Source organism: Flagellimonas sp. L-11 (genome assembly GCF_056857735.1).
The window spans coordinates 24,162-36,531 of record NZ_JBSXNR010000025.1; the positions used below are offsets into that span (position 1 = coordinate 24,162).

General features: G+C 36.5%; 13 protein-coding genes. 4 read left to right on the plus strand and 9 right to left on the minus strand.

Annotated features, from left to right (window positions below):
- Nucleotides 1–2: 2 nt before the first annotated feature.
- The 9 genes from AC13CC_RS01910 to AC13CC_RS01950 all read right to left on the minus strand — a co-directional run bounded on the left by AC13CC_RS01910 (nt 3) and on the right by AC13CC_RS01950 (nt 4,276).
- Nucleotides 3–617: a lycopene cyclase domain-containing protein gene (locus AC13CC_RS01910; RefSeq protein ID WP_228122685.1), complete on the minus strand. Its 615-nt coding sequence runs from the start codon at nt 615–617 to the stop codon at nt 3–5.
- Nucleotides 618–731: 114 nt separating this feature from the next.
- Entirely contained in the window at nt 732–1,010 is a 279-nt protein-coding gene (locus tag AC13CC_RS01915; protein WP_008616426.1) for a DUF5676 family membrane protein, read from the minus strand.
- Between the two features lie 17 nt (nt 1,011–1,027).
- Nucleotides 1,028–1,246, minus strand: coding sequence for an SHOCT domain-containing protein (locus AC13CC_RS01920; RefSeq protein WP_127137409.1), 219 nt, complete (start codon nt 1,244–1,246; stop codon nt 1,028–1,030).
- Between the two features lie 22 nt (nt 1,247–1,268).
- A complete protein-coding gene (locus tag AC13CC_RS01925) occupies nt 1,269–1,487 on the minus strand; it encodes a heavy-metal-associated domain-containing protein (protein ID WP_008616428.1) in 219 nt (72 codons plus the stop codon).
- A gap of 7 nt (nt 1,488–1,494) precedes the next feature.
- Nucleotides 1,495–1,764: a hypothetical protein gene (locus AC13CC_RS01930; RefSeq protein WP_008616429.1), complete on the minus strand. Its 270-nt coding sequence runs from the start codon at nt 1,762–1,764 to the stop codon at nt 1,495–1,497.
- A gap of 24 nt (nt 1,765–1,788) precedes the next feature.
- On the minus strand, nt 1,789–2,268 hold the full coding sequence (locus AC13CC_RS01935; protein WP_008616430.1) for a hypothetical protein: 480 nt from the start codon (nt 2,266–2,268) through the stop codon (nt 1,789–1,791).
- Between the two features lie 165 nt (nt 2,269–2,433).
- Entirely contained in the window at nt 2,434–3,033 is a 600-nt protein-coding gene (locus AC13CC_RS01940; RefSeq protein WP_008991348.1) for a WG repeat-containing protein, read from the minus strand.
- 69 nt (nt 3,034–3,102) lie between these two features.
- Nucleotides 3,103–3,684, minus strand: coding sequence for a helix-turn-helix domain-containing protein (locus tag AC13CC_RS01945; RefSeq protein ID WP_293164626.1), 582 nt, complete (start codon nt 3,682–3,684; stop codon nt 3,103–3,105).
- 169 nt (nt 3,685–3,853) lie between these two features.
- The gene (locus tag AC13CC_RS01950) at nt 3,854–4,276 is read right to left on the minus strand and encodes an HYC_CC_PP family protein (RefSeq protein WP_482876231.1); all 423 of its coding nucleotides are present in this window, start codon (nt 4,274–4,276) and stop codon (nt 3,854–3,856) included.
- A gap of 280 nt (nt 4,277–4,556) precedes the next feature.
- Between AC13CC_RS01950 and AC13CC_RS01955 the strand changes: the two genes are divergently transcribed.
- From AC13CC_RS01955 to AC13CC_RS01970, 4 genes are all read left to right on the plus strand, one after another.
- Complete coding sequence (locus AC13CC_RS01955) at nt 4,557–4,973, plus strand: HYC_CC_PP family protein (RefSeq protein WP_008616438.1); 417 nt, start codon at nt 4,557–4,559, stop codon at nt 4,971–4,973.
- A gap of 135 nt (nt 4,974–5,108) precedes the next feature.
- Complete coding sequence (locus tag AC13CC_RS01960; RefSeq protein WP_482876232.1) at nt 5,109–8,849, plus strand: efflux RND transporter permease subunit; 3,741 nt, start codon at nt 5,109–5,111, stop codon at nt 8,847–8,849.
- Nucleotides 8,846–10,063: a TolC family protein gene (locus tag AC13CC_RS01965; protein WP_127137407.1), complete on the plus strand. Its 1,218-nt coding sequence runs from the start codon at nt 8,846–8,848 to the stop codon at nt 10,061–10,063. The genes AC13CC_RS01960 and AC13CC_RS01965 overlap by 4 nt, the downstream gene beginning before the upstream one ends.
- A gap of 2 nt (nt 10,064–10,065) precedes the next feature.
- Entirely contained in the window at nt 10,066–12,363 is a 2,298-nt protein-coding gene (locus tag AC13CC_RS01970; RefSeq protein WP_127137406.1) for a multicopper oxidase domain-containing protein, read from the plus strand.
- Nucleotides 12,364–12,370 lie beyond the last annotated feature (7 nt).

Genomic DNA, 12,370 nt, shown 5'->3' on the forward strand with positions numbered 1-12,370 from the left:
TTTTAGTTGGTTGACATTTCTTTCGATTTTATAAGTTTTCTCCAATACAAGTGTTCATATAATCCAGACCAATACATACCAAAGGTGAAAGCGAACAGTAACTCTTCAATTGGGATTCCCAAAACAAGAATATGGGTCAGGTTGTCCAGATTCCAGTACAGCTCCACATATTGCGGATAAAACGGAAGGATGCTTCCGAAATAAATGAAGTACAGTATGGTAAACAAGATTCCTCCAACCCATATCTTTCCTTTTAAATCTGGGCGACAGTACAATGTTGCCAAACCACCAAAAAACATTGCAATGATGCCACAATAGATGTGGTTAAGCGTGGTGAAAAGACTAAATATGACGAATACAATGGCTGGAACAAAAAGTATATAAATATGTAGCTTATGTCTTTGGTGGCTCCGTTCGGTATGAGGCATATCTATATAGCCTTTTTTGAATATCAGATTATACAATACCGTCCCTATTCCGCCAATGGCAAAAGAGAAGATAAGGCTCTCAATATCAAAACCTGTTCTTTCCGCTAAATGGAATAAGGAAGGTGGCATCCAATATTCTGGTACAAATAATGGTTCTGTTAAACCAAAGGGCATCGTAATAAGGCTCATTTTGAGCATTTCTTTTCTATACCCCTTTTTTGACAAATAGATTATTGCCCAAAGAGCAAGAATTATAAGAGACCATATGAACCAGACATATTGCATAAATTTTATTTTACTCTCTTATTTTTTGACTTTTATTTGCGCATTATAAAAAGCCGCAATACAGGCACCTATTAGCCATCCTAAAATGAATATCTGTACTATTCCCAAACCAGCTTCCCATAGTGGCACATCCATCCTGATAATGCTTGTGGTATCTAAACCGTGCAATAGGCTGTTGAAAAAATCGATAGTGGCTTCTCGACCTGCTGTTGACATAACTATCATACAGCCTAAGTAAATTAGTGCCCCCGTAAGACCGAAAGCAAATCCGAGTTTTTTTACGTTTAATCGATACATAATTTTAAAGTTTTGAGTTAGTTGTCTGATTTTAATATCTTTTTTGATTCCTCAAATTCTTCCTTGGATATTTCGCCTTTTGCAAAGCGGTTTTTAAGAATATCCAGTGGGCTGTCCTTCTTTGTTTTTTGATAAGGGATATCTGCTGGGTTAAAGAATATCCAAGCCAATAAAATAATCCATATAATCCACCATATTAGGTGCATACCTCCAAAATGTCCTTCGTAAAAATGCATAATTTTTGGTTTTAAGTTGTTGTTAATTTAATTCTGTAATTGTATAACCATTGAGCCCATCAAGTTGCTTTTGTAATTCGGCAACAGAAAGTGCTTCATTCATCGTGATAAGTGCAGCACCTTTTGGTGCCAAAAAGATCTCTGCTTTTTCTATATTGGGATGTTCTTCTAAAGTCTTTTTTACTCTTGATACACATCCACCGCAGCTGATTCCGCTTATTTGAAATTTTTGTTTCATCATTTAGTATTTAATGGTGATGATGCCCTTTGTGTTCATCTTTTGGTTCTGTTTTTGAAACATCTTTACCGTGTTCGTTTTCTCTTTGTCTATTCTGTGAATGATTGTGCCCACCGTGGCGATGTGAACCGTGAGGCATAAATAAGTGACAAGCAAACATAAAGAGGATGAAGATGAATAGAGACGAACTGCTTCCTATACCTAATGATGGTGCAAAAAAGATAAACAGTAATGGTAATCCACAACCGATGACCATCCATATCCAGTGATTATTTTTCATTGTTGTTTATTTTAAAAGTTAAAATTAATGATGCTCGGTATGCTCACCTTTGGTTGGACTATCCATATCGTCCATCTTGTCCATACCCTGCATATCCATTCCTTTTTCGCCCATCATCTTTGAGCAGGATTCCATACAGTCTTCGCTCATCATCCCTTTTTCGTGCATCATTTTCATCATAGTGCCCATCATTTTGCCGTCATTCATCATTCCGTCCATCATTGAGTGCATCATTGTACTGTCTTTCATCATCATTTGCATTCCTTCTCCTTGCATCATTGAGCTCATCATTTTTTTGTTGCCCTGCATCATTTGCATTGCGTGTTGGTTGTCGTGCATACTTTCCATAAATTCGGTCATATAGTCGTGATTTTTGGAAATGGCATTAAAAACTTCTGTGCGAGTTTCAGGGTTTTCCATTAGTGCCTGAGTGTTTGTTTCTTGTTTGCAACTGTTTAAGCTTAAAAGCCCAACTGCCGATAAAACAATTAGTAGTGTTTTCATAATTTATTTTTTGAGTTAAACATTTATTTTAATTTTTATAAACCCATTCCCAACAATCTAAATGTTTATAGTTGAGGGAATGGATTATCAACTATTAATTCGCAGATTTTAAAAAGGTTATAATCTTTTTGAATTTCTTATATGTTATGTGTATTTTCAATATTATTAGATTTTTTTTATACGCCACTTCTTATTATTACCTTTAACTGCCACCAAATTTTCCGAAATCAATTTTGATGTGATGGCAGGTGGATTTTTATCATTCTTATCTTTTGGCGAGACGTGAATGGCCAATTGCGTTAAATGGTCAATGGTATTACCATTCTCATCTATAACAAGCTCAAAATAATGGTAGTTTACCACGTCTTTTTTGAAAATGTCATTATAGCCAATGGTTTCTTTTTCAACTTTTAACACCAAGGCTTTGCCATATTGAAAGTTGTTGGCATTGAGGAATTGTGGAGTGATGACAGTTTTTCCAGTTTTATCGATATAGCCATAATAGAGCACGCCATCTTTTTGGTTTGCAATCAGGCATTTTCCGTTACTGAATATAGGGTAGCTTGCATTGTCTGTTTTGGTTGCCACCAAATCATTTCGAAAATCAACGATTAAATTTCCTTCTGGGTCAATAAAACCCCATTCGTTCCCTTTTTTAATGGCAGCGACGCCATTGCTAAAAGGCGAGATGTAGTCTAAATTTTCAAAGGTTTGTGCAATTCCTATAAAGGGAATTAATACTAATGTGATAAGTAGTTTTTTCATTTTGTTTAATTTAATTTGATGAAATTAACCATTGCCTTAAGCTTTTGTCTGCATAACTTTCGTTGATATCTATATAATTTCATCATAGAAATTCCGTTTCCAATTTCCTGTGTTTTTGTAATCGGTCATACTCATTCCCACCACTTCCTTAAACTGTCTAGACAGGTGGTTGACACTACTGTAGTCCAATAAATATCCTATATCTGAAAAGGAATGTTGTTTAAGCTGAATGAGCTCTTTGACTTTTTCTATTTTTAATTTGATAAAGTACTTTTCAATGGTTGTCTGTTGATTTGCTGAAAACAATCTGCTCAATATCTTGTAATCTTTATGAAGTCTTGAAGCCAATAGTTCAGATGTTTTTACCTTAATATGTAACGGTAGCTCTTGCAATTGTTCTATTAGAATAATCTTGATTCTTTCTGTGAGCATTTCTTCTTCATTCTGAACAATTTCAAAATTATTGGCGTGAAGTACACTTGTAACGGTATCGATAATTTCATTGTTCGTTTTTTTTTGTGCTTCTACCAGCAACCTTCCTAATTCCAAGGAAAGCACTGTAACTTCAAGTTCTTGTAATTCTTGTTTAATTACTTTTAAGCAGCGGTTACAGACCATATTCTTAATCCAAAATTCTTTTGGTTTGTTCATAGTATATAATGTATTGTCATTGAGTTTAGCTCAATGGTCTGATAGGTTTAGCCTAACAGGATTAATATTGTGTAGCGTTGTTGAGAATAGGGTACAACAAATGTTAGCCAGAAGTGAAATATTGGCTATAGAGGCAATGCAGATTAATTTTAACCTGCGAAGTAGAAAATCAAATTAAAAAGGACTCGTTGAGGATTACAAGGTCTGTGGATAGCAAAGGTGGCCTATAAGCCTTAAAAGAAACTTTGTTTTTCTCTAAACCTTCAAAAAGGTTGATATAAGAATAGACGAAGTTGTTTAAGAAAACTAAAGTTTCAATCTCTGAAATTGTATTGGCCTTCTTGAAGGTGTCATCTCCTTCTTTCAAGATGGTCTTATTATCGCAACAGTCTTTCTCTTGTATTGTAGTACATTGCTTGGAATTATTATCTTTTTTCTGTGCAGTCTCCATACAAGATTCTGCTTTACTAAAAAAAGCCAAATCCACCATTTTATTACAGCAAAAGTGCATATTTACCGTAAAGGATGTGGTGGAAAACAGTATAAAAACTGCTAAAAAGAAGGACAGTATTTTAGTAAAAAAAGATTTCACAAAAATTAATAAATTTTGATTAACATTAAAGGATTTTGGAAAATAAAATTCAACTGTTCAATTATTTCATTATCAATTTTTTACAAAAAAACAACAAAATTAATCAGTACAAATATAATTCTAAAAGTTCAACAGAACTATGATTTATATCATATAAAGGAAGCTGCAAAAGAATTTTATTTGCAAATAATATTTAAGCGGTTTCGTGCAAAATAAACATTTAAAAAAAAATTGTTAAATAAACAAATTGAGATAAATTTTTTATAAATTTGCAACATTAATGAAAAAAGTTTTTCATAAAATATCATCCGTTTGTTTGGCACTTATCGTGCTATTGTCAACAGTTTCTTTTACTATTGATAGTCATTACTGTGGCGATACTTTAGTGGATTCTTCTTTATTTGGGCACGTTGAAACTTGCGGAATGGATAAGCAACTATCCAAAAATGATTGTCAAAGTGAAGTTCAGGATGATTCCTGCTGTTCAGATAAGCAATTAGTTGTTGAAGGTCAGGACGACCTGAAGATGTCTTTTAACACCTTAAATTTTGAGCAACAAGTCTTTGTTGTCTCTTTTGTACATTCTTATATCAATCTCTTTGAGACTCTTGATTCACACATTGTACCATTTAGAGATTATGCGGTTCCCTTTCTCATACGGGATATACAAAAACTGCACGAGACGTATTTAATTTGATTTTAAACAGTTTCCGATAACTATCGGAAAGATTATCCTAATGGTTATAACCATTCTGGGGTCATTTCGTTGTGTTTAATTTTCTGATTGCATCAGAATCTTATTCAATGTTTAACTGTTTAACAATCAATACACATGCTGAATAAAAGCATCAAATTTTTAATCGAGAACAAGCTAGTAGCCGTTCTACTACTTGCACTTTTTATTGCTTGGGGAGTCGTAAACGCCCCGTTTGAATGGAATACAGGCTCACTTCCTCGAGACCCTGTTGCCGTAGATGCCATACCAGATATTGGCGAAAACCAACAAATTGTATTTACTAAATGGGATGGTCGTTCCCCTCAAGATATTGAGGATCAAATTACTTATCCTCTAACCACATCGCTTCTTGGTATTCCAGGGGTTAAAACAATACGTAGTTCATCTATGTTCGGGTTTTCGAGCATTTATATCATTTTCGAAGAAGATATTGAATTTTATTGGAGCAGAAGCCGAATACTTGAAAAATTAAACTCATTACCAGCCGGACTTCTACCAGAAGGCGTTAATCCAGCTCTAGGTCCCGATGCCACAGGATTAGGGCAAATATATTGGTACACCCTTGAGGGACGTGATAAAGATGGTAATGTTACAGGTGGATGGGATTTACAGGAATTACGAAGCATTCAGGATTTCTACGTAAAATACGCACTGTCTTCGGCGAGTGGTGTTTCCGAAGTGGCTTCCATCGGCGGATATGTTTTGGAATATCAAGTGGATGTTAATCCCGAATTAATGCGGCAATACAACATAGGCTTGAGTGAGGTTGTAAAAGCAGTAAAACAAAGCAACAAAGATGTTGGTGCACAAACGCTTGAAATCAACCAAGCTGAATACCTTATAAGAGGATTGGGTTATATTAAGAAACTATCTGATTTAGAAAACGCGGTAGTTACTTCAAAAGATTTTACATCCATCCGTATAAAGGATATTGCGAAAGTAACACACGGTCCTGCTACAAGAAGAGGCTTATTGGACAAGGAAGGAGCCGAGGTTGTTGGTGGTGTTGTAGTGGCTCGTTATGGGGCCAATCCTATGGAAGTCATCAACAATGTTAAAGAAAAAATAAACGAGTTAAGTTCTGGGCTTCCATCAAAAACATTAAGCGATGGGAGGACTTCGCAATTAACCATCGTACCCTTTTATGACAGAACAGAACTAATCCAAGAAACCTTGGGCACACTTGATGAAGCGCTAACTTTAGAGATATTGATAACCATTTTTGTGATTATCATAATGGTCTTCAATTTAAGGGCTTCCGTATTGATTTCCGGATTATTGCCTGTTGCGGTTTTGATGGTCTTTATTTCTATGAAACTGTTCAATGTAGATGCAAATATTGTCGCCTTATCTGGTATTGCAATTGCTATTGGAACTATGGTCGATGTGGGCGTTATCCTTTCGGAAAATGTCTTGCGGCATATTGATGAAAATGAAGAAAAGCTACCTATGAATACGGTAGTTTATAATGCGACTGCCGAAGTTTCTGGCGCCATCTTAACGGCAGTAATGACCACTATTATTAGTTTCATTCCTGTATTTACTATGATTGGTGCAGAAGGGAAATTGTTTAGGCCATTGGCATTTACAAAAACGGCAGCACTCACCGCATCTCTTATTGTTGCCCTATTTTTAATTCCACCATTTGCGGCCTATTTATTTAAAAAGAGAAATTTAAAAACTTCTTTTAGTTATATGCTAAATGGAGCATTGATTGTTTTTGGCGTTTTATCTTTAATTTTAGGCTATCCGCTTGGATTAATATTAGTTGCATTTGGCGTTGTTGGCTTCCTTTCACTAAAGGAAAAGATTACGTCAAAACGCGCCAACATCATCAATATATTTGTTTCGGCTTTTGCTATCATATTCCTATTGGCGGAATATTGGAGACCACTGGGAGTAGATAGAAGTATCCTTATAAACTTAATCTTCGTTGGTCTTATCTGTTTTGGTCTTTTGGGTGTATTTACACTTTTTAGAAATTATTATGTTCGAATTTTAAATTGGGCATTGCGCAATAAGCTGTTATTTCTTTCGATACCAACTGCCATTGTAATTTTTGGAGTGATGATTATGCGTAATACTGGTAAAGAGTTTATGCCTTCACTCAATGAGGGTTCATTCCTGTTAATGCCCACTTCAATGCCACACGCAGGTGTGGAGGAAAATAAACGCGTCCTACAGCAACTCGATATGGCCGTTGCGAGCATTCCAGAAATTGAAACCGTAGTCGGTAAATCTGGGCGTACAGAATCAGCATTAGACCCTGCACCGTTATCGATGTATGAGAATGTTATTCAATATAAATCTGAATATATTTTAAATGAAAATCGCAAAAGACAACGCTTTAAGGTAAACGAAGACGGCTTATTTGTTTTAAAGGATGGCAGTTTAGTAACCAACCCTAATAGCGAAATTGAAGTAGAAGATGATGACTATAAAGCCTCAAAAATTACAGACCCATTCTCTGTGACAAGTTCACAGCTCATTCCAGATGACGATGGAGAGTACTTTAGAAATTGGCGACCTGAAATTGAATCGCCAGACGATATTTGGAAAGAAATCGTAAGGGTTACAAAGCTTCCAGGTGTTACTTCAGCACCAAAGCTACAACCCATAGAAACACGCTTGGTGATGCTACAGACTGGTATGCGAGCACCTATGGGCATTAAGGTGAAAGGACAGGATTTAAAAGAAATTGAGGCGTTTGGGGTACAATTGGAAGATATCTTAAAACAAGCAGAGGGTGTAAAGGATGAAGCAGTTTTTGCCGACCGTATTGTGGGGAAGCCATACCTACTTATAGATATTGACAGAGAACGACTTGCGCGCTATGGCATAACCATAGAGCAAGTACAGCAAGTTATACAGGTTTCTGTTGGTGGTATGGTGCTTTCACAAACAGTAGAAGGTAGGGAGCGCTATGGTATACGTGTACGCTACCCAAGGGAATTACGCGCAAATCCAAACGATTTAAAAGATATTTATGTGCCTGTAGAAAAAGGAAGTCCAGTTCCGTTAAGTGAGTTGGCTACTATAAGATACGAACAAGGGCCTCAGGTCATTAAAAGTGAGGACACTTTTTTAGTTGGCTATGTGCTTTTTGATAAGCTGGACGGTTATGCAGAGGTTGATGTAGTGGAGAATGCCCAAGCCCTAATTCAGCAAAAGATTGATGACGGCGAGTTAATTGTGCCAAAAGGAATCAACTACCGATTTACAGGAACGTATGAGAACCAATTAAGGGCTGAAAAAACTTTAAGTGTTGTAGTACCATTAGCTCTCATTATCATATTCCTAATTCTTTATTTTCAGTTTCGTTCGGTAAGTACATCGCTAATGGTATTTACTGGTATTGCCGTAGCCTTTGCAGGTGGGTTCTTAATGATTTGGGGTTATGGACAGGATTGGTTCCTGAATTTTAGTTTTTTCGGAGAAAACCTGCGAGACCTGTTCCAAATGCACACTATAAATTTAAGTGTAGCTGTGTGGGTGGGCTTTATTGCCCTGTTTGGTATTGCAACAGATGATGGTGTGGTAATGGCAACTTATCTCACTCAAACATTTGATAAAAACAAACCAACAGATAAAACTGGGGTTAGAGCATCCGTAGTCGAAGCAGGAGAAAAACGTATTCGACCTTGTTTAATGACAACGGCAACCACGATTCTTGCTTTACTACCTGTACTCACATCAACAGGTCGAGGTAGTGATATTATGATTCCGATGGCAATTCCATCCTTTGGAGGAATGTTAATTGCGCTTATAACCCTATTTGTTGTACCAGTATTATTTAGCTGGAAACACGAATTTCAATTAAAAAGAGCTACAAAATGAGATATGTAATTGTAATAGTACTTGCTTTTTTTGCTTTAGCCAAAACGAATGCACAAGATTTGACAACGTACATTCAGGAAGCTGAGAAGAATAATCCAGAGATTCAAGCTTTTGAATTGCGGTATAATATAGCTGAAGAAAAAGTTAATGAAGCAGATTGGTTGCCAAATACCGTTGTGGGAGTAGGTTATTTTGTAAGCGAACCCGAAACCCGAACAGGTGCACAACGTGCTCGCTTTTCGGTATCACAAATGCTGCCTTGGTTTGGAACTATTACCGCAAGGGAAAATTATGCCAGTTCAATGGCAGAAACTCAATATGTAGATATTGCGATTGCAAAGCGAAAACTTGCACTTGCAGTTTCTCAATCTTATTACGAGCTATACGCCATCAGAGCAAAACAATTAGTGCTTGATAAGAACATTGAGCTTTTAGAAACCTATGAGCGTTTGGCGTTAACTTCAGTAGAAGTTGGTAAGGCATCTGCTGTAGATGTTCTTCGCCTGCAAATAAGGCAAAATGAACTTGTACAGCAAAAAGAAGTATTGGAGCAAGATTATTTGGCAGAACAAACAGCTTTCAACAATCTTTTAAATCGGGATGAGGATATTGCAGTAACCGTAGTTGAAGAGATGTTTATTCCAGATGAGGATGCTTTAATCTTAACTGAAAACCTTCAGTTAAACCCAGAACTCATAAAGTATGATAAGCTATTTGAATCGGTTGAACAATCGGAGTTGTTAAACCAAAAAGAAAGTGCACCTAATATAGGTTTTGGTTTGGATTATGTGCCAGTTTCTGAACGTCCTGATATGAATTTTGTTGACAACGGAAAAGACATTGTAATGCCGATGGTATCTATCTCAATTCCAATATTTAATAACAAGTATAAATCTGTCACAAAGCAAAATGAATTAAGACAATTGGAAATTAAATCTCAAAAGGAAGACAGGTTGAACAAACTTGAAACGCTTTTGGCACAAGCCCAACATAACAGAAATGCTACGAGGATTAAATTTAATGTACAAACCGATAATTTAAAACAGGCAAATGATGCCGAAGAAATATTGATAAAAAATTATGAGACAGGTACTATCAATTTTAATGACGTGTTAGACGTACAAGAATTACAATTGAAGTTTCAAATAAACCTTATTGAATCGGTCAAAAGTTATTATATCCAGTCAGCAATAATAAACTACTTAAGTAATTAATTATGAAGACACTAAAAACAATCACCTTATTATTATTTACCTCATTCACTTTTGCCCAGGTAGGCACAAATGGTGATGACAGGAAAGAAGAAGGACGACCCGTCAAAGAGTATAACCTTACCCTAGAACAAAAGGAGATGACCCTTGGAGGCGTAACGGCCAATGCAATGACCATAAACGGCCAAATTCCTGGTCCAGTCTTGGAATTTACCGAGGGAGACCTTGCCATAATCAATGTGACTAATAAAATGGATGAGGAAACATCAGTGCATTGGCACGGATTAATACTTCCAAATTTCTATGACGGTGTTCCATATTTAACAACACCACCTATTGAACCAGGGGAGACATTCCAATACAGAATTCCAATCAATCAGTCTGGAACCTATTGGTATCATTCACACACAATGTTACAAGAGCAAAAGGGTGTGTATGGCTCCATAATCATTCAGCCTAAAGAAAAAACATTGGATTATGATAAAGATTTGGTAGTGGTATTGTCTGATTGGACCAATGAAAAACCAATGAATGTACTACGTAACTTAAAGAGGGGTAACGAGTGGTATCAAGTTAAAAAGGGTACAGCAGTACCGTTGAGTAGGGTAATTAAAGAAGGTGCTCTGGGAGCACAGTTCAAATTTTGGCGAGACCGTATGGAAGGCGCAGATATTGCAGATATCTACTACCCTGCATTTTTAACAAATGGTAAAAAACAAGCAGACTATCCAGAATTTCTACCAGGTGAAAAAGTAAGGCTTCGTTTTATCAATGCATCGGCATCTACTTATTATTGGATGGATTTCGGAGGAGGTAACCCAATGGTTGTTTCAAGTGATGGTATAGATGTGGAACCTATATCAAAAAGTCGCTTCCTTTTTGGTATTGCTGAAACCTATGATGTAATTGTCACCATTCCAGAAGGTACAGTAGAAATTACTGCCACGGCACAGGATGGTTCTGGGGACACCTCTTTACGTATAGGACAAGGAACACTTTATCCCGCAGAAAGAATTGACAGACCAGATAAAGTGGAAATGATGAAGCAAATGGCTAAAATGGATATGAAAATGGGAGCTCCCTCTATGGTAGGCAACAAAAAGAAAAACACACCCGAAGTTTTGATGCAGAAGTACGGGATGAAGATGGATATGAAAGATGGGCAAATGAATATGAACGATAATAGTTCTACGAAGGATGGCGCAATGAATGATAAAATGAATATGGATGACCATATGAACCATAATGACCAAATGATGCAAAAAGACACTTCTTCGTTTGATTACAACACCCGAAAGACCTATTTCAACTATGATTTTTTAAAGGCAAAAGAAAACACCACATATAAAGCAGATTTACCGGTAAATGACATTTTATTGAACCTAACTGGAAATATGCAGCGTTACGTCTGGAGTATGAACGGTGTACCCTTATCGGAAACGGATAAAATAAAAATCAAGGGTGGCGAGGTAACAAGAATTACCCTCAATAACCTGACAATGATGCACCACCCAATGCACCTTCACGGGCATTACTTTAGGGTGATTAACGAAAATGGAGAACGTTCCCCGTTGAAACATACTGTTAATGTGCCGCCTATGCAAAAAGTTGTTATCGAATTTTATAACGAAGAGTATGGCGATTGGTTCTTCCACTGTCACATACTGTATCATATGATGGGTGGTATGGCACGCGTATTTAGTTATGACACACCAAGGGACAAAAGAATGGCAGATTATCCGGTTCAAAAACTAGTTGATGAGACAGACCATTATTATTCGTGGGGATTGGCTCGTATAGGTTCAAACTTTAATGAACTCTTATTAACATCGAGCAATATCCGTAACGAATTTGGATTAAGGGCAGAGTTCGATTACGACCAAAACCTTGAAGCCGAAATAAGTTATAATAGGTATCTGAACGATTGGGTACGTGTTTATGCAGGAGTAAATACCGAAACGTCAACACCAGATTCTTACGATACATTTAATACCGTAGGATTGGTTGGTGTAAAGTATTTTACGCCTTATAGATTTAATGTAGATGTGAGTATGGACCATCAGCTACGCCCAAGAATACGTTTGGACAGAGAATTATTGATTTTTCCAAGAATTTTTTTGGAAGGCGAATACGAATACAGAGCAGATTTTGGATGGGTCAATGATTTAGAGAATAATAAATCATTTGAAAGCGAAACACAATGGTTGGTAGGGGTTGCATACATTCTTTCGCGCAATTTTTCAATCCAAGCTAACTACAATAACCGATATGGATTGGGTGGTGGACTATTAGCAAGATTTTAAACAACTA